Source organism: Acinetobacter sp. CIP 102136, from assembly GCF_000369685.1.
GTDB classification, from domain to species: Bacteria; Pseudomonadota; Gammaproteobacteria; order Pseudomonadales; family Moraxellaceae; genus Acinetobacter; species Acinetobacter fasciculus.
Window position 1 is genome coordinate 1599858 of sequence record NZ_KB850142.1, and the last position, 24809, is coordinate 1624666.

The following is a 24809-nucleotide window of genomic DNA, read 5'->3' on the forward strand; positions in this document are numbered from 1 at the left end:
GATAAGGTTTATTTATGTTTCTGTTTATAGAAACCAAAATAGCCAATGATTAGCAGGATAAACCAGATCGGACTGATCATCAGTGCCTGGCGAGTATCCTCTTCCAGTGCTAAGACCACGATCATGCTCAGGAAGAAGATAATCACGATCCAACAGGTCACTAAACCACCTGGTAATTTAAAGGTCGATTTGGCATGCAGCTCTGGTCGTGTTTTGTAATACACGATATAGCTCCAGATAATGATGATCCAGACACAGATAAACAGAATCGTGGATAAAGTCGTGGCCAAGGTAAAGGCCCGAACGGTATCCGGAACAAAATACTGAAGTGCTGCACCCAGCAACAAACACACGGCAGAAAAATACAGGGCATTTGCAGGCACAGCGCGACGGTTCAAGCGACCAAAGGCAACCGGTACCTGCTCTTCACGCGACAGGCCAAACAGCATACGACTGGTTGAGAATACGCCACTGTTCATCGATGACATCACCGAGGACAATACCACCAGGTTCATGATGATCGCAGCCGCTGCAATGCCAGCCTGACTGAACAGGTTCACAAACGGTGATACATTCGGATCAATCTGGTTCCACGGTGTCACTGACATCACAATTAGCAGTGCCAATACATAGAAAATAATGATACGGATCGGAATAGAGTTCACCGCTTTTGGTAGGTTCTTTTCCGGATCTTTGGTTTCAGCCGCGGTAGTACCCACCAGTTCCACCCCCACAAAGGCAAAGATTGCAATCTGGAAACCGGCCAGGAAGCCCATGGCACCCGTCGGGAACAAACCGCCATGCTCCCAGATATGACTAAAGGATGCGACCGTACCGACATCATTGGTAAAGCCGGTAAATACCATCCACAGACCAACGGCAATCAGCACCACAATGGCGATAATTTTGACCAGGGCAAACCAGAATTCCATTTCACCAAACAGTTTTACCGTGACCAGATTCAAGCCCATGATAAACACAATCGCGGCAACACTGATCATGACGCCTTCTTCAGGGCTAAAGGGCAAGCCATTATTGAAGAATTGCAGATAGTAAATAATGGCTGACAGATCCGCGATCCCGATGGTAATCCAGCACAACCAGTAGGTCCAGCCAACAAAGTATCCGGCCCAAGGCCCGATCAGATCCGTGGCAAAATCAATAAATGATTTATATTGTAAATTGGAGAGTAACAGCTCACCCAATGCACGCATCACCAGAAAGACCATAAAACCGATGATCATATAGATCACCAGAATCGAAGGACCTGCGAGACTGATGGTTTTACCCGAACCCATAAACAGGCCGGTTCCAATGGCGCCCCCAATGGCAATTAACTGTAGGTGCCGATTGGACAAACTCCGCTTTAATTCACCGTGCTCTGTCGACGAATTGTTATATTTTTCTGACATTATTAATTACAACTTTGAGTTTTACTCGCGACAAATTAACGTAAAAAATACTGAATACAAAAATAAAATTTGCATCATTTGTATTTCCTGATTAATTGAAGAAGTTAATTTATTTTTCTTATATCGCTCTACAGTTACATTTCTGCTTTATTTTTGACCTGCGATATTCCAGTAATTTCTTGTCAAATTTTTAAAACTGTGTAAAAAATAGAACACTATTCAGCCAATTTATGCATTCAGGATGAATGCATCTGGCATAGCAATTGCTTTTTAATCAATACCTCGAACTACACAGACATGGATCAATAAGAAGAATTTTATGCAAAATTTACAAAGTTTAATGGAAACTTTAAGCGGCTGGGTGTGGGGCCCTTATATGCTGGTACTGATTGTTGGTACCGGGATCTTCCTCACCTTCCGTTTATTGTTCTGGCAGTTCCGCATGTTGCCCCTAGCCTTCAAACAGGTCTTTGGCAAGCATCCTGACCACTCAGGGGACATTTCCCAATTCGCTTCACTCATGACCGCACTCTCTGCCACGATTGGTACCGGTAACATTGCCGGCGTAGCCACTGCATGTGTCCTCGGGGGTCCGGGCGCCGTGTTCTGGATGTGGATGACCGCCCTGTTTGGTATGGCCACCAAATATGGCGAAGGTGTTCTGGCAGTCAAATACCGAGTCAAAAATGAAAATGGTGAAATGTCGGGTGGTCCGATGTACTACATCGAGCGTGGTCTGAAATGGAAATGGCTGGCACTGATTTTTGCCTTGTTCGGGACACTGGCTTCTTTTGGAATCGGCAGTTCAGTACAGTCGAATACTGTAGCACTGGCGGTTGAAAACAGCTTGGGCATCGAAACCTGGATGACGGGGATCATTATCACTGCCTTTTCAGCACTGGTGATTTTGGGCGGGATTAAATCGATTTCCAAAGCTTCTTCTGTGATCGTGCCGATTATGGCGGTGGGTTATGTGGCTGGCGGTCTGATTATTATTTTTAATAATCTGGAACTGGTCGTGCCGGCACTAAAAATGATCTTCACCTATGCATTTACCGGTGAAGCTGCAGTGGGCGGTGCGATTGGTGCGGCGATTCGTTATGGTGTGGCACGTGGTGTATTCTCCAACGAAGCCGGCATGGGTTCTGCGCCGATTGCTGCCGCAGCGGCAAAAACCGATCATCCGGCCCGTCAAGGTTTGGTATCCATGACCGGTACCTTCATTGATACGATTATTGTCTGTTCAATTACCGGTATTGTCCTGGTGATGGGTTATATCATGGCCGGTAATTCATTCGGAGATCAAACCGGTGCGGTACTGACTATCGGCGTGTTCGACAAACTGCTGCCGGGTGTCGGTGGTTGGGTGGTCACTTTCGGTATTATTTTCTTCGCCTATTCCACCATTTTAGGCTGGAGCTACTACGGAGAAAAATGTGCCACTTATTTGCTCGGTGAGAAGTTTGTGCTGCCCTATCGCATTATTTATATCGCTTCGGTATTTATTGGCTGTGTGGCGACCCTTGATCTGGTTTGGCTCTTCGCCGATACCTTTAATGGGCTCATGGCGGTTCCAAACTTAATTGCACTATTGCTTTTATCCGGAGTGATTGCCAAGGAATCGAAAGACTTTATTGCAAGACGTAAATCTGGTGAACTTTATTAATTGATAAGTTATTTAACTACTCAACTTAAATAGTAAAGAGCCACGTCAATCGTGGCTTTTTATGCTTCATCTTTTCCATTCTTCATCATGAAAATTTAGCAACGTAAACCACTACAAGCCAGCTTGTCCCACTCAGATTCAAGCTCCAACGCTAGTCCTAAAGATAAAACAAAAAACTGAATGCCTTTAATTTTCATATTGCCCTGTTCATCTTCCAGATATCCACTCAATTTTTGATAGGTTTTATGATGCAGATCAAAAGGTACATCCAGATAAAGACCACCCAGGTAGATTTCACTATGGACGGTTTGATCCACACCTAAACACGGCATATAGACAATGCCCTGTTGCTCTAGCCAGCCGATTAACATTTGGCGAACCGAGTTTGCGTCCCGATCTGGATGTACATAATGATCAAAATGCACAAACAGCACATCACGGTTTTTTTCACGTGCGATCGCATCAATATGTTTCAGCAATTGTGACAAGATCTGTTCCATTCCAGCATAACAAGATGGGCATTATAGACGGCGTTGACGCATAGCATTCAAATCAGCATAAATAAAAACGACAAGCCTTGTCGTAAAAACTATGATTTTTCAGGTGAAAGGCTTGGTTTTCTATAGCATTCACCGCTATGCTGTCACTCAATTTCAATCGCTACATCTTCAAATATGGCTAAAGCAAAAAGTGTGTATCGTTGTGAACAGTGTGGTGCCGATCATCCAAAATGGTCGGGGCAGTGTTCTGAATGCGGGGAATGGAACAGCCTGGTTGAGGTGACCATTGCACCGGCAGTGACGCATCGCGCCCAGCCAAAAATCGGTGGTGGATATGCAGGCCAGGCGTCCAGCATCACGACTTTAAATCAGGTTTCAGTCTCTCATGAAACCCGTCTGCCGACGGGTATCAGCGAATTTGACCGGGTTTTGGGTGGCGGACTGGTAACCGGTTCGGTGGTCCTGATCGGCGGTGATCCCGGAATTGGTAAATCCACCATCTTGCTACAAACAGCCACGCACATGGCATCTGCCAAAAATCCGGCCCTGTATGTGACCGGTGAGGAATCTTTGTCTCAGGTTGCTTTACGTGCCCAACGTCTGGATCTGCCAACCGACCAGCTCAAAGTCATGGCAGAAACCTGTGTCGAACGTATTTGTGAAGTACTGGCCCAGCAACGTCCTGCGGTAGCCATTCTGGACTCGATCCAAACCCTGTATACCGAAACCCTGCAATCTGCACCGGGCGGTGTCTCACAGATTCGTGAATCAGCGGCCCTGTTGACCCGTTTTGCGAAAAATAGTGGCACGTCTTTGTTTCTGGTCGGTCATGTAACCAAAGAAGGCGCACTGGCCGGCCCACGTGTACTGGAACATATGGTCGACTGTGTACTGTATTTTGAAGGCCAGTCTGATTCACGTTACCGGATGATCCGAGCGGTCAAAAACCGTTTTGGTGCAGTCAATGAACTCGGTGTGTTCGGCATGACCGATAAAGGTCTGCGCGAAGTATCTAATCCTTCAGCCATCTTTTTAAGCCGTTATGATGAAGCGATTCCCGGTTCGATTGTAATGATCAGCCGCGAAGGTACGCGCCCGCTACTGGTTGAGGTTCAGGCACTGGTCGATGATGCACATGGCCAACCAAGACGTGTAGCGCTCGGCCTGGATCAGAACCGCTTGAATATGCTCCTTGCAGTCATGCATCGGCATGGCGGCGTACAAACATCAGGACAGGATGTGTATGTCAATATTGTCGGTGGCCTTAAAATTACCGAAACTGGGTCAGATTTAGCTGTACTGCTGGCCTGCGCTTCCAGCATTCGTGGCAAAGCCTTACCGCAACAGCTGGCGGTTTTTGGGGAAGTCGGACTGTCTGGAGAGATTCGCCCTGTGCCGAACGGTCAGGAACGGCTGAAAGAAGCGATTAAACATGGTTTTAAATACATTATTGTCCCTCGCGGCAATGCACCGCAAAAATCCATCGAGGGCGTGCAAATTATTGCAGTTGCGCGTTTACATGAAGCCTTGAGCGAGGCAATGGCGCTGAGTGATGAACTCAATTAACTGTAAACCGGCTCATTTCGTACAAAGAGCAAAAAAATACAGATTTTTGATTGAAATTCCACACAAAGCCTATATAAATAGACTGTACAAACAGGTTTTATTCTCATAGGAAAAATGAATGGAAGTTCGACAGCGCGGTTTGATCACAGGTATCTTGACAGCAGTTTTATTGGTTGCGCCTTTTGCAGCTGAAGCAAAACGTGCTGGTGGCGGCAAAAGTCACGGCATGCAACGTTCTGCACAACCTACTCAATCTTATCAACAACCTCGTCAAGCTGCGCCTGCTCAACAAGCGCCAGTTGCCGGTGCTGCAACCCAGCAAAAATCTGGTCCGGGTGTCGGCGGCATGGTTGCCGCGGGTGTAGCCGGTGCTGCGATTGGTGCAGTTGCTGCCAATGCCTTGGCGGATGATCAAAGTGTAGCAGCGTCTGAAGCTCAGGCTGCTCAAGCCGAAGAGGAAAAAAGTGGTATTCCGGGCTGGATCTGGATCCTGCTTGCTGCTGCTGTTGCCTTCTTCATTTTCCGTAAAATGGGCGCAAAAAAAAAAGTAGCTTCTAACCCATACGCGCCAAATAGCGGTGCTGGTAATACAGCACCTTTTGGTCAGGCACCAACTGCACCTCGCGGTGGTGACAGTACCAATATTTTTGGCCAGAACGTGGGTGGTCAAACGTCAAGCAATAATGCTCCGTTCGGTTCTGCTCCGGTAAATAACGCGCCTTTTGGTGCAGCTTATACCCAAAGTGGCAGCCAGTTACCGGATGGTACTGAACCTGCAGCGTTCTTGCGTGTAGCGCGTCAGCGTTTTAACCATATCCAGTCTATGAATACAGCAAGCAACATTTCTGAAATTCAGCGTTACTTGACCCCTGATCTTTATCAGTCGATGTATAACGACATTATGAGCAATCAGGATCAGGATGTTGCCGAGTTTTCAAATCTGAATGCGATGGTCGTCGACTCATCAACTGACAATGACCAGTATATTGTCAGCGTACGCTTTACCGGGACGGTAAGCGAAGACTTGAACAGCTTGCCGCAACCGTTCGCAGAAATCTGGCATTTCACTAAACCAGCAGGTTCAAATCAGGACTGGGTGGTTGCAGGTATTCAGCAAGACTAATCGTGAATAAATGAAGTGTAGACAGCGGCCCTCGAGCCGCTATTTTTTATTTTTAAGCCTTATATTTTGATCTATTTTACCTCTATTCCCGCCTCTCTTTTTCAACCTAAATTCCAGTTTTACTTATTTTTCATATAAATAGTTCAGAAATCTATATTCAAAACATAAACAATAATTGTTATCATTATCATTAATCACTTCATAAGTTTGTAAATAGAATTTCCAATGATGAATAGTCCCAATATGCAAGCCATAGCGACTGGAACAGTTACTGCACCGAAAGCATCAAGCAAAAATAAAGTCAAAGCAAATATGCTGGCTTATCGTGGGATGATTTTATATCGCTTTATTCTGGCGGGTGCTGGCGGTTATCTACTGGCTACACTGGCAACGATCGTGATTGCCCAGCTTTTTATCGACAGTGGAAGAAGTGCAGCCATGTCCGCCACCCTGATTGGCTTTAGCTTGAATGCTGCTGCATTTATCTGGGTATTTATGGTGAATAAGACGCTCAAAGCTACGCTCGGGATCGCGATTCCCGGTGTTTTACTCTATATCGCCTATAAGCTTTTAGGAAATTGAGATGAGAGTAGATGCAAAACCCGAAGGTCCACGCCAGTCGATGTCGTGGTTGCATACTTGGGCCAGTCTGATTTTAGGCTGGCTTTTATATGCGATTTTCTTGACCGGAACCTTAAGCTTTTTCCAGAACGAAATTACCGTCTGGATGAAACCGGAATTTCATCAATCAGTTCCACCAAAGACTCAAATCGAACAAACCCGTGTGGCACTGGCTTATCTGCAACAGCACCATCCGGATGCTGGCAGCTGGGCAATCCAGCTTCCTAACTCACGCCAAAATACTACCACCCTGACTATTCGTAGTGCCGGCGAAGATCCGCGTGCCCGTCGTGGCGGTACCCGCGTGACGATTGACAGCGCCACCGGCGAAGTTTTGCAAGCGCGTGAAACACGCGGTGGTTCATTCTTATACCGTTTCCACTTTGAATTGTATGGTTTGCCAAGAATCTGGGCGCGCTGGATGGTCGGCGTTGCGACCCTGCTCATGCTGGTGGCAATCATCAGCGGTGTCATTACCCATAAGAAAATTTTCAAGGATTTTTTTACTTTCCGTCCCGGCAAAGGTCAGCGTTCATGGTTGGATGCACACAATGCTACTGCGGTATTTGCCCTGCCCTTTCACATCATGATTACCTTCAGTGGCTTATTATTATTGCTTTTTACCCTCATGCCCTGGGGCGTAAACCAGATTTATGAAAATCGTGGTGCTTTCCTTCAGGATCAACGTAAGAGTTTGGTTCAAGACAACAGTATTCAGGCTGAATCCCGTGAAAGCCATAGTGAGAGCAAAGAACGTCGACCGCAAGCTGAGAGAGAAAATCGTGGCGAGCGCGGTGAAATGTCTGCACGCAGTGAAGGTCGCCGCTCTCGTGATGAAATGCAAGCTGCACCTCCTGCACCGTCAACCGATCTGAATCCGATCTTGGCAACAGCAAAGAAAGAATGGAAAAACAACCCGGTTGGCACGATAACCATCATCCAGCCAAATACCGTAAAAGCAGAAATTGAGCTTCGTGCCTTAAACGGAGTCAGCGTAGCTTATCGTAATGTTTATCCGAGCCTTGCTTTCAATGGTGTGACCGGTGATTTAGAGCCGGATCAAACCACCCTGAAAACGCCTTCAGTCGCAAATGGTATCTATAACATGTTCACCACATTGCATGAAGCACGTGGCGTAGATCTGGCGTTACGCTGGTTATTGTTCATGTCAGGTGTGGTGGGTACCTTGATGATTGCCACCGGCTTGATTCTATGGTGTGTCAAACGTGCACCACAGCAACAGAAACAAGGCTATAAATCGTTTGGTTATCGTCTTGTGGAAGTCACCAATATCGCTGCCATTATTGGTTTACCTGTTGCCTGTGCTGCCTATTTCTATGCCAACCGTTTTATTCCGGCAGACATGGACATGCGTCTGAACTGGGAAATACGTAGCTTCTTTATTGTCTGGTTACTGACTTTACTGTATGCCATGATTCGCAGTCATCGACAAGCTTGGCTAGAGCTTCTAGTGCTTGCCACTGTGGCATTCGCATTGTTGCCAATCATTAATTTCCTGACTGGCGGTCAGGTAATCTGGAATACCGTCCTGCATGGTCAATGGATGATTGCTTCTTTTGATCTGGCGATGTGGGTGCTTGCAATCCTGTTCTGGTTTGCATTCAAGAAAGTGAAAAATCATAAAGGCTTGCCGCCGAAAAAATCCAAAGCGATGCTCAAGGAGAATCAGGCATGATGTTCTTCTTATTGATTTGGGCTTTGACGTCTCTCGGTTTGTTTGCACTTGCCGCGTCTATGTCCAAACATCAAAAACAGATTTTTGACACAGAACTCAACCCTAAAAAAACACAACTTGCGACTATTCTGGGTTGGGTATTGCTCATAATTGCCCTGATTCTGTGTCTGTTAACAGGATTTGCCAGCAATATGATCAGTTACTGGCTGGGTAGTCTAACTTTTGCAGCACTGGTGGTCGGTTTAAGTCTGAGCTATCTGGCAAGTAAAATTAAAGTGATCGTAATGTTCTGTGTGTTCATCGCTTCGATCTCAGGGATTATTTGCTTGATCTAATCATTTGATTGACCAATCTCTTTAAAAAGCTGGCCTTCGGATTGGCTTTTTTGCTTTAAACCTTTTAGTCTACGCACAATATTTTTGAGATGTTGATATGACCCAGCGTGTTTCTCCCTCTGCTGTCCTGACCAATCTTGCCTTAGCCGGTAATGCTGAAGCGCAATTTGAATTGGCTGAACTGTATATGCAAAGCGAGCATGATGATGACATCATCCTGGCTGAAGAATGGGCATTGAAAGCTGCCAACGGCGGACTGGTTGATGCAATGTACTGGTTAGGTGAAGGTTATACTGTTTATGCCAAAGAACTGGCAGAAGAAGATCCGGAAGAATCTAAAGCTCACTTTGAGTTAGCCTATTACTGGTTAAGTAAGGCCAATATCGAGAAGCACCCTGCTGCGACTTTAGAGCTAGCAGGTTTTTACCGTCGTGGCGATGTAATTGAAAAAGACGTCGAAAAATCGATTGCTTTGGTAAAACAGGCTGCGGAATGGGGCGAAGTTCAAGCGATGCGTGATCTTGCTTTTATTTATGCCAATGGTTTAGGTGTAGATGGCGATGAGGAACTAGCTGAGTTCTGGACCCAAAAAGCGCATGCTGCCGAGCAAGAAGCTAAATAAAACGAAAAGCCCGTCAAATGATGGGCTTTTTATTATCATATATGATTCACAATAAATTCTATTTCCTTTATTAAATAATCTAAAAGCTCATTTAATCCAATCAAATCATTAAGCCTCATAACACTATAATTACTATGATCTATTTTTTCTTTCAATTTTAATAAGGCTTTCGTTCTCTCTGTTTCTGCATATTTATAATCCTCCCTCTTCGCATTGATGCGTATTTTTTTAATTCACTAATATCATGAGATAAGAAAACGATATATTTATCCTTTATTAGTGTAGGAATTGAATGAGCAATTAAATTTCTAACAAATAAGTTCTTCTCAACTTTCCCCAATAAATAAATTATTTCACCATTCAAATGCTTATGTAATTCTTTCACATTTATAAGCTGTGACAAAGGTAAGGTTCTCACTTCATCCTTATATGTAGGTATTTCTACATATGTTACGAGCCTCTTGAGATGCACCTCCAACCTATTAAAATTTATAAGTAAATCTATGATCAATAATTTACACCCAGTTTTTAGCTCACAGTGTCCAAGGAAATCCAGTGGTTTATCTTGGATCAGCACATCGATGGATTTTGTAATTTCCTCTAAGTCATCCATTCTTCTTCCTTAGTATATTTTTAAGTCAATGTATTTGTATCGGATTTTATATAACTTGGCTATCACTTTAAATCCAAGTACAATACGGCGCTAGTCGAGGGATGCTGCGACGTTTTACAGGCACTAAATGTAAAATCGCTAGGCTCGACCATCGGTCAGACATTCGTTCTGATCAACAACGGCATCCGCGAACAGAACGATCCAATCTATTTTTTCCTAGGAGATCCTGATGAACGCGGTTACTGCTTCATTTACAGATTACAAAGTTGCTGATATTTCACTTGCTGATTACGGCCGTAAAGAAATCAAACTTGCTGAAGCTGAAATGCCAGCCCTCATGGGTCTGCGTAAACGCTACTCGGCAGCAAAACCACTTGCAGGCGCGAAAATTCTCGGCTGTATCCACATGACCATTCAAACAGCTGTTCTTATTGAAACACTGGTTGAATTAGGCGCAGAAGTTCGCTGGACTTCATGTAACATCTTCTCGACTCAAGACCATGCTGCTGCTGCTATCGCCGCTGCGGGCATTCCTGTGTTTGCTTGGAAAGGCGAAACTGAAGAAGAATATATGTGGTGTCTTGAACAACAAATCAATGTAAATGGCACGCCTTGGGATGCCAACATGATTCTTGACGATGGCGGTGACTTAACGCTACTTGTTCATGAAAAATATCCAGAAGTGATTGCAAAAATTCACGGTGTAACTGAAGAAACAACGACAGGTGTTCAACGTCTGTACGAAATGCTTCGTGATGGCACTTTAAAAGTTCCTGCAATCAACGTAAACGATTCAGTAACCAAGTCTAAAAACGACAACAAATACGGTTGCCGTCACTCACTGAACGATGCAATCAAACGTGGTACAGATATGCTTTTATCTGGCCGTCGTGCGCTTGTAATCGGTTACGGTGACGTAGGTAAAGGTTCTGCACAATCACTTCGTCAAGAAGGCATGATTGTACGCGTAACTGAAGTTGATCCAATCTGTGCAATGCAAGCATGCATGGACGGTTATGAAGTTGTATCTCCATACAAAAATGGCGTGCAAACTGGCAAGAAAGAAGACATCAATGTTGACCTTCTTCAAAACACTGACCTTATCGTAACTACAACAGGTAACTACCACGTATGTGACGCTGCAATGCTTGATTCATTAAAAGCTGGCGCAGTTGTTTGTAACATCGGTCACTTTGATACTGAAATTGATACAGCTTACCTACGTGGCTACAAGTGGGTTGAAGTTAAACCTCAAGTACACCAGGTGTATCGTTCAGAAAATGAAAATGATTACCTGATCCTTCTTTCTGAAGGCCGTTTGGTGAACCTTGGTAATGCGACTGGTCACCCATCACGTATTATGGATGGTTCATTTGCCAACCAGGTATTGGGTCAAATGCATTTATTCGCTGAGAAATTTGCTGATCTTCCAGAATCTGAAAAAGCTGCACAAATTCGTGTAGAACTTCTTCCTAAGAAATTAGATGAAGAAGTTGCTGCTGCGATGGTTGCTGGTTTCGGTGGTGTCTTGACTCAATTGACTCAAGAACAAGCGGATTACTTAGGCGTTCAAGTTGAAGGTCCATTCAAGTCTGATGCTTATAAATACTAATTAAACTCCACCCTCTCCCTAACCCTCTCCCATAGGGAGAGGGAACATTCATTACCAAATGTATGTCATCGAGAGTAAATCCTCTCCTGAGCGTGCTTAAAGCACTGCTTTGAAGCTCAGCGCAAGAGAGGATTTAGGAGAGGTAAAACTAATTAAAAAGTATTTATAAAAAGGATTTGAACATGTCTAAACAGATTCCAATTTCATTTGAATTCTTCCCAACCAAAACTGATGTAGGTGCGGAAAAACTCAAAGTTGTGCATCAAGAGCTACAACTCTTAAATCCAGAGTTCTTCTCTGTGACCTATGGTGCTGGTGGTTCCACTCGTGAACGCACCCTGTCTACTATCAATGACTTTAATGGCAAAGGCGCACCTGTTGCCCCTCACTTGTCTTGTATTGGCGATGACAAAGCACGTATTGCTGAACTTCTAGACCTGTACAAATCTCAAGGCATTAACCGTATTGTTGCCCTGCGTGGTGACTTGCCTTCAGGCCAAGTGGGTTTGGGTGAATTACCTTATGCAGCTGATCTGGTTCGCTTTATCCGCGAACATTCAGGCGATCATTTCAAGATTGAAGTCGCAGCTTATCCGGAAATGCATCCTCAGGCTGAAAGCTTTGACAAAGACATTCAGCACTTTGTTGATAAAGTTAATGCGGGTGCCAATGCGGCATTAACCCAGTTCTTCTTCAATCCAGATGCTTATTTCTACTTTGTAGATCGCATCCAGAAAGCAGGAATCGATATTCCAGTTGCGCCAGGCATCATGCCAATTACCAATGCCAGCAACCTGATTCGCTTTGCTGATGGTACCGGCGCTGAGATTCCACGCTGGATTCGCAAGCAACTGGCAACCTATGGTGACGATACTGCTAGCATTAAAGCCTTTGGCCATGAAGTTGTGGTTAAATTCTGTGAGCGTCTGCTTGCAGGTGGTGCGCCAAGCTTGCATTTCTACACCATGAACACTACTGACCCTACCCGTCAGCTGGTCACCGATCTTGGTTTAGCTTAAGCCTTTTATTTCACCGATTTTTTGAGTAGAACGATCAATGCCACGTTTTTATATAGATGCTGATTTAACTGTTGATGTCAGCCTTGAGCTTACGGAAACTGTATTTCATCATTGGGTAAAAGTTTTACGCGCGCAAGTCGGTGAAAGCGCGACCCTGTTCAATGGACAGGGTGGCGAATATGACGTGACTTTAACCGAAGTTGCTAAAAAATCAGCCACCGTCTCGGTCAATGCATTTAGTCCTGCCAATCGCACACCCAAGTTTCAGGCTTTACTCGGTCAAGTAATGAGTAAAGGCGACCGCATGGATTATGCGATTCAGAAAGCAGTCGAACTGGGCGTATCCGAGATTCAGCTGCTGACTTCGGATCGCTGTGAGATGCGTTTAAAGTATGATCGTGATCAAAAAAAGCTAGATCACTGGCAAGGCGTTGCTATTGCGGCTTGTGAACAATGTGGTCTAAATATTGTACCCAAGATTTTAGCGCCCATCTCCCTGGAAAAATGGCTGGACACTGAACTACCCAACACCAAACTGGTTTTGGCACCCAATAAAGATGAAACAGATGTACTGGCAGAGGCGACCTTGGATCTTGCCCTTCTAATTGGCCCTGAAGGTGGTCTGAGTGAGGCAGAAATTAGTGCCGCAAACCAGAAAGGTTTTCTTAACTGGTGTATCGGCGAGCGCGTCCTGCGTACCGAAACTGCTCCTGTTGTTGCCCTATCAATTTTAAATTATGTGCTTTAGTTCATCGGATGAGTAAAAATTTGTCTTTAATTTTGTTGATTTTTATTTTTAAGGCATCTAATCTCGACTAAAGAATAACAAATACTTATTAATTGATTTCACACACTTCTTGGAGTTTCTATAATAACAATGTACAAGGACGAAAACCGTTTAGGATGAATACAGGCATTGAATCACATGGTTGACAATCAGGACGACTATATTCAGCAGCATTTGCATGATGCTCAAATTGCGAATACGCTTCGCCATAGTCGCTATTTTTTGCTCAGTATCATGGTGATTTGCCTCTATATTTTTTGTATTTATCACATTCAATATAGTCCTTCTAATACGTATTTTAATACCTGGTTTATTCTGACAGAACTTCTGGTCAGCATGTGCTGGCTGGTGAATACGCTGTATTTCAAACCCGAACACTATAATCAAAAAAGTGCACACCGCTGGTTACAGATACAGAGTCTGGCTGTTGGGATCAGTATCGCGGCAGGTATTTTTACGATTTACTATTATTTGCCACAGACCAATCCTGCATTTGAAGATATTGAAGCACTGACCTTGTCTGCCTTATTGCTGATTGTTACCCAAACTTTTGGTTTAATCTACCTGACCCAGAAACTGAGTTATTTCTGTCTGGCATTTCTACCGTCTTTACTGCCCTTTTTATTGTCGCAAATTTATCATATAGGTCATTCCAATCCTTTCTTTGCCCTGGCCTTAAATTTCGCCATGATTGTGATTTTGCTGTGCGCGACGAGTAGTTATCGAATTCACAGCCGTACCTCACGCCTGTATGCGGAAAATGATATTCTGGTGAAAAATGCCGAACAGCAAGTGCATTGGACTGATGAACTGTGCCAGCAACTCAAAACTGAAGTTAATAAATCCAAAGATATTGAACTGCAATTACAGCTCAGCAATCAATTGCTGGAGCAAAAAGTACGGGAACGTACCTATGATATTGAACAGATCAATCATGACCTGAAGAATCAGCAGCAAAACCTAGAACTTGCACATGAAATTGCCGGTATTCGGCCATGGGACTGGAATATTCAAGAGCGCAGCATCACCTTAACCAATCATAAAGACGAAAAGATTCTGCGCGATTCCAAAGATCACCATCTGCAATTACAGTATCTGATTCACCCTGAAGATCTGGACTATTTTAAGCGCAATATGAAACAGCATTTGCGTGGCCAGATTGAACGCTATGATGCCACTTACCGGATCAAGCTCAGTGAAGGTGGCTGGAGTTGGGTACATGATATTGGCCGGGTGATCAGTCGTGATCCTAAAAATAAAAAACCCTTGCGCATGGTCGGTATCCGTCGTGATATCCAGCAGGAACGTCTGTCTCAAGAACGTTTAAAACTGGTGGCCAGTGTACTGGAACAAGCTGCGGAAGGCATTTTCATTCTGAATCTTGATTTAGATTATATCGATGTCAATCCCCACTACGAATACCTGAGCGGTTTTGAGCGTGACCAGATCATCGGTAAATCCTTATTTGATATTGCGGTGCAAAATAAATCCCAGCAACGTACTTTTCAGGCCAATATTGTCAAACAGATTCAAAAGATTGGCTCTTATGATGGAGAGGTTTATGCCAAATTTCTGTCTGGCAAAGAGTCGACCTTATGGCTGCATATTAATGCCGTGACTGATGATGAAGGCCGGATTACCCATTATATTGGGATTGTCTCAGATCTGACTGAACGTAAATTACAGGAACAGCGTCTATCCTATCTAGAAAATTATGACACGCTGACTGACTTACCGAACCGCTTCTACTATAACTATCAGCTACATCAGTATCTGGTTTCGCAAAAAGACTCTATTAAAGAGATGGCTGTGATTCGGCTTAACATCGACCGTTTCCGCCCATTGAATGAATATCTGTCCAATAATGGCGGTGATGAACTTTTACGTCAGGTAGCGCAGCGGCTGCGCATGACCAATGCAGAAGCGTTATTTGTGGCACATCTAAATGGTGATGATTTTGCGATTCTCTATGAAATCTCACATATTCGCCCTTCAGTTCAGCACCATTGTGAACGCATCGCTCAGGCCTTTAGTAGACCATTTAATATTTACGGTCAGGATCATGTGATTACCTTGTCCATGGGTGTGGCATTTTATCCGGATCATGGCCGTCAGCTAGATTATTTAAATAACTGCGCCGAACAGGCATTGAACGAAGCCAAAAATCTCGGTGGCAACACTATTCATTTTTATTCCAGTGAAAATAATGCTTTACAGAACAAAGGGGTTTTCCTGGAACGTGATTTGCGCAAAGCAATCCAGAATAATGAACTGGTGGTGTATTATCAGCCAAAAATCAATTTCAGCGATCAAAGCATTTATGGCTTCGAAGCGCTGATTCGCTGGAACCATCCAGAAAAAGGCATTATCGCACCAGGCCTATTTATACCGTTAGCTGAACAGACCAGCCTGATTTCAGACATTGGCCGTCTGGTGATCCAGCAGGCCGCTAAACAGATTCGCCAATGGAATGATCTGGGCTTTAATCATATTTGTATATCAGTCAATATCGTGGCGCAGCAATTGCGTCGTGGTCAATTACTTGATGATCTGGACCAAGCCATTGCAGACAACCATATTTCTGGCGCCAGCCTGGAGCTGGAAATTACCGAATCTTCTTTAATTGAAAATTCGGAAGCGGTCAAAAACCTGCTGAATGAAATTAAACAGCGACATATTCATATTGCCCTAGATGATTTCGGTACAGGTTATTCTTCTCTCTCCTATCTTGCTGATTTTCCAATTGATACCTTAAAAATTGATCGCAGTTTTGTTTGCAAGATTGGGGAAAACAAACAGGCAGCGATTGTCAGCGCCATGGTGGCCATGGGTAAAGCCATGGGCATGACCGTGGTCGCGGAAGGGATCGAGACTGAAGAACAGCTAGAATATCTACGTGATTTAGACTGTGATATTGCCCAGGGTTACTTATTTTCCAAACCGCTTCCTGAGCAGGATGCAACCGCTTATTTAGTGCGAGACAAGACACATCAGACTTATATATCTCAAGTCTAAGTCCATACCCGACCACAATAAGTTTGTTGGAAAAACGGTCGTCTTTGTCTGTCCGAACTGGCTAACAAATGGTATATTCAGGAACATAAATAAATTCTTTGCCCGCTGACCGGGTAATCTTTACAACGATCGAGAGACTGATGGACGAACAATCTTTAAAGCAACAGGCCCTTTATTATCACGAGTTTCCTACCCCGGGGAAAATCAGCGTTACACCAAGCAAACAATTGGTCAACCAACGTGACTTGGCCCTTGCTTACTCGCCTGGCGTAGCTGCACCATGTCTTGAGATTGAACGCGATCCTTCAACTGCTGCATTGTATACGGCACGTGGCAACCTGGTTGCTGTCGTGACCAACGGTACTGCCGTGCTTGGCCTGGGTAATATTGGTCCTTTGGCTTCTAAACCGGTGATGGAAGGTAAAGGCGTATTATTCAAAAAATTTGCTGGCGTTGATGTATTCGATATCGAAATTGCTGAAAATGATCCAGACAAGATTGTGGATATTGTCGCTGCATTAGAACCGACTTTCGGCGGGATTAACCTTGAAGATATCAAGGCGCCAGAGTGTTTCTATATCGAGCAGAAATTGCGTGAACGCATGAATATTCCGGTATTCCATGATGATCAGCACGGTACTTCGATTATTGTCGGTTCTGCGCTCCTCAACGCGTTGCAAATCAATGGCAAAAAAATTGAAGACATCAAGATCGTGGCCTCAGGCGCGGGTGCTGCTGCACTGTCTTGTTTGAATCTGCTTTGCGCTTTGGGTGCTAAAAAAGAGAATATCATCGTTGCCGATTCACGCGGTCTGCTGACTACACATCGTGAAGGCCTGGATGAATCTAAGAAAGCCTATGTACAAGACATCGAAGCTACTCAGCTTGGTGACGTGATTGCAGGCGCAGACATGTTCCTCGGTCTTTCTGCTGCAGGTATTTTGACCAAAGAAATGGTCAAGGTCATGGCTGAAGATCCGATCATCTTTGCCTTGGCGAATCCGGATCCAGAAATTCTGCCTGAACATGCACATGAAGTCCGTGATGACGTGATTATGGCAACCGGCCGTTCTGACTATCCGAACCAGGTGAATAACGCACTGTGCTTCCCGTACATCTTCCGTGGTGCGCTGGACGTTGGTGCAACCACCATTAACGAAGAAATGAAAATTGCCTGTGTCCACGCGATTGCACGTATGGCACACGTTGAAGCTGATGCGGCAACCTATGGTGAAAAATCGGCATCATTTGGCCGTGAATACCTGATTCCGGGCCCACTGGATCAACGTTTGATTCTAGAAATCGCACCTGCTGTTGCACAAGCAGCAATGGATTCTGGCGTGGCAACACGTCCAATCACGGATTTCTCGCATTATCGTCAACGTTTGTCTGAGTTTGTCTACAACTCTGCATTCATGATGAAACCAATCTTTGAACAGGCTAAATCTGATCCTAAACGTATTGCTTATGCAGAAGGTGAAGACCTGCGTGTACTTCGCGCAGTTCAAATCGCGGTAGATGACGGTTTGGCAATTCCGATTCTGGTAGGCCGTCCAGCTGTCATTGAAGCCAACATCAAAAAATTGGGTCTGCGTCTTGAAGATGGTGTGAATATCACTATCGTCGATCAGGAAAAGAACCCGAACTATGAAATGTTTGCAGATGATTACTACAACATCATGCAGCGTAAGGGTGTAACGCCTGAATATGCACAGCGTGAAGCACGTCGTCGCTCGACCCTGATCGCAGCGATGCTTGTGAAACATGGTATGGCAGACGGTATGCTGTGTGGTACGTATTCAAGCTACGATATTCACCTGGACTTCGTCAGCAACATCATTGGCAAGAAAGATGGTCATAACACTTTCTTTACCTTGAATGCCTTGATGCTTGAAGACCGTAACCTGTTCATTGCCGATACGTATGTCAATACTAATCCAACGGCTGAACAGCTGGCTGAAATGACCATTCTGGCTGCTGAAGAAGTTCGCCGTTTTGGTATGACACCACGTATTGCCCTGCTTTCTCATTCAAGCTTTGGTTCAGACCAGCATGATGCCAGCGCGCAAAAAATGCGTAAGGTGTATGACATCCTGTCTGAAATCGCGCCTGAGCTGGAAGTTGAAGGTGAAATGCACGGTGATGCTGCACTGGATGAGAACATTCGTCAGTTTGCATTCCCGAATTCACGTTTCAAAGGCTCTGCAAACTTGCTGATCATGCCGAATCTGGATGCTGCCAATATCTCGTTTAACCTGTTAAAGGCAACTTCAGGCAACAACGTAACGATTGGTCCAATTCTGTTGGGTGCTGCGAAACCTGTGCACATTTTGACGCCGACTGCGACTACGCGTCGTGTAATCAACATGACCGCACTCACTGTTGCAGAAATCCAGCAAGCGGAACAAGATGCACTTTAAGCCAATGACAAGATAACGACGCATCAGCCTCGTTTCTTAACTTGAGAAAACCTCTATTCTGTAGCATGATGCTTGTAAGAATAGAGGTTTTTTCATGCAAGTTTATTTAGTAGGGGGCGCAGTTCGAGATCATTTGCTCGGACACCCCTATCACGAAAAAGATTATGTGGTCGTTGGTGCAACTCCCGCGCAAATGCTTGACTTAGGCTATCAGCCCGTAGGCAAAGATTTTCCTGTTTTTCTACATCCCCAAACAAAAGAAGAATATGCACTGGCGCGTACCGAACGTAAATCTGGCGCCGGTTATCATGGTTTTGAGTTTCATACCGATGTCAGCGTTACGCTAGAGCAGGATCTGATTCGTCGCGATTTGACCATTAATGCCATGGCCATGGATGATGCCGGCCAGGTTTATGATCCCTATGGTGGTCAACAGGATCTAGAAAACCGGATTCTACGTCATGTTTCCAATGCCTTTGTCGAAGATCCATTACGGGTACTGCGGATTGCCCGTTTTGCTGCCCGTTATACCAGTGCAGGCTTTGTGATTGCCGATGAAACTTTGGCGTTAATGCAACGCTTGACTGAAACCGGTGAATTAAATGCATTGACACCTGAACGCGTCTGGAAAGAGACTTCCCGTGCTTTATCCGAACGTCATGCTGATGTGTATTTTGAAGTATTACGTCAATGTGGTGCTTTAAAGGTGCTATTCCCTGAGATTGACGCCTTATATGGCATTCCACAACGCCCAGAATATCATCCCGAAATTGACTGCGGCATTCATACCATGATGTCTTTGCAGCAGGCGTGTCGTCAAAACTATAGTCTGGATGTACGTTTTGCCGTTTTAGTGCATGATTTAGGAAAAGCTTTGACGCCGGTTGAAGAGTTACCGCGACATATCATGCATGAAGAGCGTGGCATCAAGCCAGTGAATGAACTGTGTGACCGTTTAAAAGTGCCGACGTATACCAAGCAGCTGGCTTTGGCGGTGTGCAAAGAGCATCTGAAATGCCATCAGGCCTTCAATCTTAAGCCGGGAACCTTATGGCGATTATTGCAACGTCTGGATGTGTTACGTCGCCCTGAACGTGTCGAAGCTTTCGTCCAGGCGTGTGAATGTGATTCACGTGGCCGTCTAGGTCTGGAAGATCGTGCTTATCCACAAGCACAATATGTCCTCGATGCCATGCAAACCGTACGCGCCATCAAGGCACAAGACCTGCCTGCCGATATTCAGGGTCCGGATATTGGTGAAATGCTGATTGAACGACGGATTCAGGCACTCGGTGAACTCAAAGCACAACAAACCGCAACAATTGAATAATAAAAAAGCACCCTCGGGTGCTTTTTTAATAGCTTAATTTCTCTTTATCACAAAAGGAATTAAGAAATATTGGATCAGTACCATCAGGAAATATCTGCCGGAAAAGTAATCACTTGCTCCAGTTTCATTTGATTGGTTGCAATCATCAACAAACGGTCAATTCCAAGGGCAATTCCAGAACATTCCGGCATATTCGGTAAAGCTGCCAATAGATATTTATCGATCGGCATGACATGCAAGCCCAGCTTGGCCCGTTCTGCATTATCCGCCTCAAAGCGCGAACGTAACACGTCGGCATCAATCAGCTCATCATAGGCATTGGCCAATTCTAAACCTTCGATATACAATTCAAAACGTGCGGCGACCAGTTCACCATCTTCATCGGTTCGGGTTTTGGCCAGTGATGCCATTTCAGGGGGGAAATCAGTCAGGAATACTGCAGTATCAAAACCCAGACTAGGTTCAACCATATGTGAAAATAACAGGTCGATATAACCGAGACGATCCTCGCCTAAATCCAGATTGAGTCCAACGCGGCGGCAGCAATCTTTCAGTTCCTGTAAAGTGGCTTGAAGTGGATTGAGATCCAGACGATCCATGAAAGCATGTTTATAGCTTAGAATGGTCGGACGGATTTCGCCAAAACGTGCTTTCAAAGTCACATTCAGCAAATCCGATACTTCAAACATCAGATCTTTTAAGCTAAATCCCGGGCGATACCATTCCAGCATGGTGAATTCGCTATTGTGCTTGCGTCCATGCTCATCATTGCGGAAGACCTTACAGATTTGGTAAATGGGTCCACTACCACTGGCCAATAAGCGCTTCATAGCAAATTCGGGTGAGGTCTGCAAATAATGCGTATTCAGTTTACCCAGCACATGGCGCTGTGCCTGTACCGAGGCTAAATGCACATCGGTCACACCGGCTTGAGACAAAATCGGTGTTTCCACCTCTAATACATCCCGCTCAGCGAAAAATTGACGGATTTGACGATATAAGGTCGCCCGTGCACGCATGGCTTGAAGGTCACAAGTGGGTTGATACGTCATCGTCATGCCTTCGGCCCACCATGTGCTGCCCACTCACGACGCAGCGGATAGGTTTTACGTAAATGATCAAATGCCTGCTGATCGATTTTGCCTTCTTTGAGACAGGCACGTAGATTGGCATCATCACGAGCAATGTCATAAATTTGGGATAAATGCTGTTGCAATGCCATTTTTAAATCCTGCCCCTGAAAAAACTGCTCACAGATAGGCAGCTGGGATTCAAACTGTTTATTGGCTGCAAAACCGAAAGTTTGACAAAAAGCTTCGTAAATCATCTGGGTACCACGTGCCTTGCCTTCCAGGCTATAGCCGGCAATATGCGGAGTCACCAAAGTCACCAGATTCAGAAGTTCTGCTGAAATCACCGGCTCATGCTCAAAAACATCCAAAATTACGGGGCGTTGTGTCGCTTTAATATCTTGAATTAAGGCAGTTTCTTCAATCACTGGCCCACGCGCTGAGTTAATCAGGATCGCGTCAGGCTGCATTTTTGCCAACGCAGTAGCATTAAATAAATGATAGGTTGGATATATGCCTGTTTTGGTTAAAGGAACATGAATTGAAACGGCGTCCGCCTGCTGCAGCAGTTCATGAAATTCGACTTGATCAACCTGCTCTCTTTGCACAAAAGGATCGCAACCGATCACGCGCCAGCCCAAAAGTTTCGCCATATAAGCCAGACGGGTTCCGACATTACCCAAACCGACAATACCCAAGGTAAATGTCGCATTGGCATCGAGTAATTCAAGACGTACCTGCAATAATGCGGTAATGACATATTCAGCCACCGCTTGCGCATTACAGCCGGCCGCATTACTCCACTGAATCCCATGTTGTTCTAATGCAGCAATATCCAAATGATCTGTACCAATGGTGGCACTGCCCACAAATTTAATCGAACTATTCTGTAGCAGTGCTTCATTGACCTGAGTCACTGAACGTACCAACAGGCTGTCGGCATCTTTGACATCATCTGCACTTAAGGTTCGCCCTGCACGATGTTGAATATCACCAAATTCGGAAAAGAAATAATCGGTATATGCCAGATTTTCATCTGCGACAATTTTCATAATGAGATCCATATGATGCTTGGGCGTATGATAGCGCGTTGACGCCTCTGACTCTATATTTGGCCGATACGTCCATTTTTCAAGATTTTATGAATTAAGTTCAGGACTGAAGAATTTAATATTCAAGATCTGCAGCCTAAAAAGAAAAACCCCAATCTTTCGACTGGGGTTTTTAAAATTTGGCGGAAGCGGTGAGATTCGAACTCACGGAGGACTCACACCCTCGTCGGTTTTCAAGACCGGTGCATTAAACCGCTCTGCCACGCTTCCATGGCCGACATGATATAAACAAAAATCACGCTTGGCAAATATTTTTATACTTTCACTGCATCAACTGCACAAAATAAAATCAATTATATTAATCTGCTGAATTTTCTGGCTTTTCATAACGAATTGAGTTGATGAACCAAAGTTTCTTGCCGGAGGGGGTCAATACCTCGGCCTCATCATCGACCTGCTTGCCTAATAACGCGCGTGCCATCGGTGAACTGATCGAAATATGCTGCGGATGATGATCATAAATTTCATCTACACCGACAATACGTAAAGTTTTTTGTTCACCTTCTTCATTTTCAATGTCCACCCAGGCACCAAAATAGACCTTGCCCTCTTGCTCCGGGGAAAAATCGATGATTTTCAGCTCTTCGAGGCGCTTGCCGAGATACCTGACCCGTCGATCAATTTTACGCAAAATTTGCTTGTTATATTGGTAGTCTGCATTTTCAGAACGGTCGCCGAGACTAGCGGCCCAGTTTACTTTTTTGGTAATTTCAGGGCGCTCTTCATGCCAGAGATTCTTAAGTTCTGCCACCAATTTATCGTGTCCAGCACGGGTGATTAAGTTGGATTTCATACGTCTTGCTGATCATATTTTCAGTGTTTTAACTTACAAACAGCTTATTTTATTTACCATTTTAACACAATGGCAAAATTCCAAAAAAATTAACCCTATATTTCAATATCTTAAAATTATTTTTAAAAATAATTTGTGTACAAAATTTGACAATCGTTTTTCAGATCATTAATATGCCAGCAACTCCCGGAAATGCTTACTTTTTAATCTATGTAGTTTTTCTACATAATTATCTTTAAATCTCTTGTCATTTTGAATGACGTCATGACTGCCCAACCCTTATTGAATTTATCAAACTGTTAAAATTTCTGGCTTTATTGGCTGTGATTTTTAGGGCATAAATTACTTGTAGCGGAGACAACATGCACAGTAGTTCATCCACTGGGTCGAGGCTTTGCCTAAGATCTGTAATTTCTTCTCTCCCTTTGAAAGTACTTGTACTGAGCACTGCATTTATTCCCCTACACAGTATCAATGCAAGTAAGACCACACTTCAGTTTGATCATGTGGTCAATAGCAATAAGTTGACCGTGGTTGCGGTTGAAAATCCGACTACCGTATTCCAGGATGGACAACATCTACATGGCTTCGGTTATGATCTGGTTCGTAACTATGCCAACAATCTGAATGTAAAGCTCGATTTTAAAATCGTTCCTGATAATAATACGGCACTACAATGGGTTGCTCAGGGTAAAGCCAATCTGGCTATGACAACTACCGATATACGCACCATTGAAAACAAGCGTTTGACGTCATTCTCAGCCACTTGTGGCGATGAATCGATTCTGTCGAGTAATGGCTTGAATACCAATTTAAACCTAGTATTTAAATCTGCTACAGATCCTTTGAGCCAGACGGCCAGTGCTTTTGTCTGCAAAGGTAAACAAAGTGGTGCCATCAAGCAGCTTGCTTCATTTTATAATCAGAATGTGGTGAAAGAGGAATCCTGGACCACCATTCAACGTGATTTGAACAATCGCCTGCCGATCTATGAAGCGAGTTTTAAACAGACAGCGCAGCAGTATGATCTGGATTGGCATTTACTGGCGGCCATTGGTTATCAGGAATCTTATCTGAAACCGAATTCAGTTTCTCCGACGGGTGTGCGTGGTTTGATGATGCTGACCAACAGTACAGCAAAAGCCATGGGCGTGAGTAACCGTACCGATCCTGCTCAAAGTATTCAGGGTGGTGCCAAGTATTATGATCAAATGCTTAGTCGCTATGAGCATATTCCTTTTCCAGATCGGAACTGGTTTGCACTGGTAGCGTATAATATGGGTCCAGGTGCAGTGAATCAGTTGCAAAAGCGCATTCAGTCGCAAGGCAAGAACCCGAATAACTGGGTGAACTTATATGCCTATCTGGATCAGAATAAGGCCAATAATGGTCGTTACCGTCAAGCGGTGCAATATGTAACCCGTATTCGTGCTTATCTGGAGCATATCAAGACTACACCGCAATTGGTGAATATCTAAGCTGAAATCTTAGCGTTAA

Annotated in this window: 20 protein-coding genes and 1 tRNA gene; 14 read left to right on the forward strand and 7 right to left on the reverse strand. The window is 44.5% G+C overall.

Annotation, left to right across the window (positions count from 1 at the left end):
* Nucleotides 1-8: 8 nt before the first annotated feature.
* On the reverse strand, nt 9-1412 hold the full coding sequence (locus F893_RS13100; protein ID WP_005252495.1) for an amino acid permease: 1404 nt from the start codon (nt 1410-1412) through the stop codon (nt 9-11).
* Nucleotides 1413-1731: 319 nt separating this feature from the next.
* Here F893_RS13100 and F893_RS13105 point away from each other — a divergent pair, with 319 nt between their 5' ends.
* Nucleotides 1732-3078: an alanine/glycine:cation symporter family protein gene (locus F893_RS13105; protein WP_005252496.1), complete on the forward strand. Its 1347-nt coding sequence runs from the start codon at nt 1732-1734 to the stop codon at nt 3076-3078.
* A gap of 95 nt (nt 3079-3173) precedes the next feature.
* On the opposite strand, the gene F893_RS13110 is transcribed toward F893_RS13105, so the two are convergent.
* A complete protein-coding gene (locus tag F893_RS13110) occupies nt 3174-3578 on the reverse strand; it encodes a hypothetical protein (RefSeq protein ID WP_004645721.1) in 405 nt (134 codons plus the stop codon).
* A gap of 174 nt (nt 3579-3752) precedes the next feature.
* Here F893_RS13110 and radA point away from each other — a divergent pair, with 174 nt between their 5' ends.
* The 6 genes from radA to F893_RS13140 all read left to right on the forward strand — a co-directional run bounded on the left by radA (nt 3753) and on the right by F893_RS13140 (nt 9541).
* Complete coding sequence (gene radA / locus F893_RS13115; protein ID WP_004731817.1) at nt 3753-5144, forward strand: DNA repair protein RadA; 1392 nt, start codon at nt 3753-3755, stop codon at nt 5142-5144.
* A 118-nt stretch (nt 5145-5262) separates the two neighbouring features.
* Nucleotides 5263-6267, forward strand: a complete 1005-nt coding sequence (locus F893_RS13120; RefSeq protein ID WP_005252500.1) for a Tim44 domain-containing protein — start codon at nt 5263-5265, stop codon at nt 6265-6267.
* 225 nt (nt 6268-6492) lie between these two features.
* On the forward strand, nt 6493-6849 hold the full coding sequence (locus F893_RS13125) for a hypothetical protein (RefSeq protein ID WP_005252502.1): 357 nt from the start codon (nt 6493-6495) through the stop codon (nt 6847-6849).
* A 1-nt stretch (nt 6850) separates the two neighbouring features.
* The gene (locus F893_RS13130; RefSeq protein WP_005252503.1) at nt 6851-8584 is read left to right on the forward strand and encodes a PepSY-associated TM helix domain-containing protein; all 1734 of its coding nucleotides are present in this window, start codon (nt 6851-6853) and stop codon (nt 8582-8584) included.
* Complete coding sequence (locus F893_RS13135) at nt 8581-8919, forward strand: DUF3325 domain-containing protein (protein ID WP_005252504.1); 339 nt, start codon at nt 8581-8583, stop codon at nt 8917-8919. The genes F893_RS13130 and F893_RS13135 overlap by 4 nt, the downstream gene beginning before the upstream one ends.
* A gap of 97 nt (nt 8920-9016) precedes the next feature.
* Nucleotides 9017-9541, forward strand: coding sequence for a tetratricopeptide repeat protein (locus tag F893_RS13140; protein WP_005252505.1), 525 nt, complete (start codon nt 9017-9019; stop codon nt 9539-9541).
* A 157-nt stretch (nt 9542-9698) separates the two neighbouring features.
* On the opposite strand, the gene F893_RS13145 is transcribed toward F893_RS13140, so the two are convergent.
* On the reverse strand, nt 9699-10154 hold the full coding sequence (locus F893_RS13145; RefSeq protein ID WP_005247682.1) for a hypothetical protein: 456 nt from the start codon (nt 10152-10154) through the stop codon (nt 9699-9701).
* 229 nt (nt 10155-10383) lie between these two features.
* On the opposite strand from F893_RS13145, the gene ahcY reads away from it, so the two are divergent.
* The 6 genes from ahcY (at nt 10384) to F893_RS13175 (ending at nt 20337) form a co-directional block, all read left to right on the forward strand.
* Nucleotides 10384-11766 (forward strand): adenosylhomocysteinase, encoded by a 1383-nt coding sequence (gene ahcY / locus F893_RS13150; protein WP_004645731.1) that lies wholly within the window; start codon nt 10384-10386, stop codon nt 11764-11766.
* A 182-nt stretch (nt 11767-11948) separates the two neighbouring features.
* Nucleotides 11949-12785, forward strand: a complete 837-nt coding sequence (metF, locus tag F893_RS13155; RefSeq protein WP_005247683.1) for a methylenetetrahydrofolate reductase [NAD(P)H] — start codon at nt 11949-11951, stop codon at nt 12783-12785.
* Nucleotides 12786-12822: 37 nt separating this feature from the next.
* The gene (locus F893_RS13160) at nt 12823-13533 is read left to right on the forward strand and encodes a 16S rRNA (uracil(1498)-N(3))-methyltransferase (protein WP_005247684.1); all 711 of its coding nucleotides are present in this window, start codon (nt 12823-12825) and stop codon (nt 13531-13533) included.
* A gap of 177 nt (nt 13534-13710) precedes the next feature.
* Entirely contained in the window at nt 13711-16587 is a 2877-nt protein-coding gene (locus F893_RS13165; RefSeq protein ID WP_005252506.1) for a putative bifunctional diguanylate cyclase/phosphodiesterase, read from the forward strand.
* A 140-nt stretch (nt 16588-16727) separates the two neighbouring features.
* Nucleotides 16728-19007, forward strand: a complete 2280-nt coding sequence (locus F893_RS13170) for an NADP-dependent malic enzyme (RefSeq protein ID WP_004280528.1) — start codon at nt 16728-16730, stop codon at nt 19005-19007.
* Between the two features lie 94 nt (nt 19008-19101).
* The gene (locus tag F893_RS13175; protein ID WP_005252507.1) at nt 19102-20337 is read left to right on the forward strand and encodes a multifunctional CCA addition/repair protein; all 1236 of its coding nucleotides are present in this window, start codon (nt 19102-19104) and stop codon (nt 20335-20337) included.
* An 83-nt stretch (nt 20338-20420) separates the two neighbouring features.
* Here the strand turns inward: F893_RS13175 and epmA are convergent, their stop codons facing one another.
* The 4 genes from epmA to greB form a co-directional block, all read right to left on the reverse strand.
* Nucleotides 20421-21395 carry an EF-P lysine aminoacylase EpmA gene (gene epmA / locus F893_RS13180; protein ID WP_004645738.1) on the reverse strand — a complete coding sequence of 325 codons (975 nt, stop codon included), beginning with the start codon at nt 21393-21395 and terminating at the stop codon, nt 20421-20423.
* Nucleotides 21392-22459 carry a 4-phosphoerythronate dehydrogenase gene (locus F893_RS13185; RefSeq protein ID WP_005252508.1) on the reverse strand — a complete coding sequence of 356 codons (1068 nt, stop codon included), beginning with the start codon at nt 22457-22459 and terminating at the stop codon, nt 21392-21394. Before F893_RS13185 ends, epmA begins: the two co-directional genes overlap by 4 nt.
* Before the next feature lie 180 nt (nt 22460-22639).
* A tRNA-Ser gene (locus F893_RS13190) sits at nt 22640-22729 on the reverse strand.
* A gap of 88 nt (nt 22730-22817) precedes the next feature.
* Nucleotides 22818-23312 carry a transcription elongation factor GreB gene (gene greB / locus F893_RS13195; RefSeq protein WP_004645740.1) on the reverse strand — a complete coding sequence of 165 codons (495 nt, stop codon included), beginning with the start codon at nt 23310-23312 and terminating at the stop codon, nt 22818-22820.
* Nucleotides 23313-23674: 362 nt separating this feature from the next.
* On the opposite strand from greB, the gene F893_RS13200 reads away from it, so the two are divergent.
* Nucleotides 23675-24790, forward strand: a complete 1116-nt coding sequence (locus tag F893_RS13200; protein ID WP_005252511.1) for an MltF family protein — start codon at nt 23675-23677, stop codon at nt 24788-24790.
* Nucleotides 24791-24809: the final 19 nt, after the last annotated feature.

Bases quoted from the DNA above. Each gene is read 5' to 3' on its own strand.
- F893_RS13100 (WP_005252495.1), bottom strand. From the start codon at position 1,412: ATGTCAGAAAAATATAACAATTCGTCGACAGAGCACGGTGAATTAAAG.
- F893_RS13105 (WP_005252496.1), top strand. From the start codon at position 1,732: ATGCAAAATTTACAAAGTTTAATGGAAACTTTAAGCGGCTGGGTGTGG.
- F893_RS13110 (WP_004645721.1), bottom strand. From the start codon at position 3,578: ATGGAACAGATCTTGTCACAATTGCTGAAACATATTGATGCGATCGCA.
- radA (WP_004731817.1), top strand. From the start codon at position 3,753: ATGGCTAAAGCAAAAAGTGTGTATCGTTGTGAACAGTGTGGTGCCGAT.
- F893_RS13120 (WP_005252500.1), top strand. From the start codon at position 5,263: ATGGAAGTTCGACAGCGCGGTTTGATCACAGGTATCTTGACAGCAGTT.
- F893_RS13125 (WP_005252502.1), top strand. From the start codon at position 6,493: ATGATGAATAGTCCCAATATGCAAGCCATAGCGACTGGAACAGTTACT.
- F893_RS13130 (WP_005252503.1), top strand. From the start codon at position 6,851: ATGAGAGTAGATGCAAAACCCGAAGGTCCACGCCAGTCGATGTCGTGG.
- F893_RS13135 (WP_005252504.1), top strand. From the start codon at position 8,581: ATGATGTTCTTCTTATTGATTTGGGCTTTGACGTCTCTCGGTTTGTTT.
- F893_RS13140 (WP_005252505.1), top strand. From the start codon at position 9,017: ATGACCCAGCGTGTTTCTCCCTCTGCTGTCCTGACCAATCTTGCCTTA.
- F893_RS13145 (WP_005247682.1), bottom strand. From the start codon at position 10,154: ATGGATGACTTAGAGGAAATTACAAAATCCATCGATGTGCTGATCCAA.
- ahcY (WP_004645731.1), top strand. From the start codon at position 10,384: ATGAACGCGGTTACTGCTTCATTTACAGATTACAAAGTTGCTGATATT.
- metF (WP_005247683.1), top strand. From the start codon at position 11,949: ATGTCTAAACAGATTCCAATTTCATTTGAATTCTTCCCAACCAAAACT.
- F893_RS13160 (WP_005247684.1), top strand. From the start codon at position 12,823: ATGCCACGTTTTTATATAGATGCTGATTTAACTGTTGATGTCAGCCTT.
- F893_RS13165 (WP_005252506.1), top strand. From the start codon at position 13,711: ATGGTTGACAATCAGGACGACTATATTCAGCAGCATTTGCATGATGCT.
- F893_RS13170 (WP_004280528.1), top strand. From the start codon at position 16,728: ATGGACGAACAATCTTTAAAGCAACAGGCCCTTTATTATCACGAGTTT.
- F893_RS13175 (WP_005252507.1), top strand. From the start codon at position 19,102: ATGCAAGTTTATTTAGTAGGGGGCGCAGTTCGAGATCATTTGCTCGGA.
- epmA (WP_004645738.1), bottom strand. From the start codon at position 21,395: ATGACGATGACGTATCAACCCACTTGTGACCTTCAAGCCATGCGTGCA.
- F893_RS13185 (WP_005252508.1), bottom strand. From the start codon at position 22,459: ATGAAAATTGTCGCAGATGAAAATCTGGCATATACCGATTATTTCTTT.
- greB (WP_004645740.1), bottom strand. From the start codon at position 23,312: ATGAAATCCAACTTAATCACCCGTGCTGGACACGATAAATTGGTGGCA.
- F893_RS13200 (WP_005252511.1), top strand. From the start codon at position 23,675: ATGCACAGTAGTTCATCCACTGGGTCGAGGCTTTGCCTAAGATCTGTA.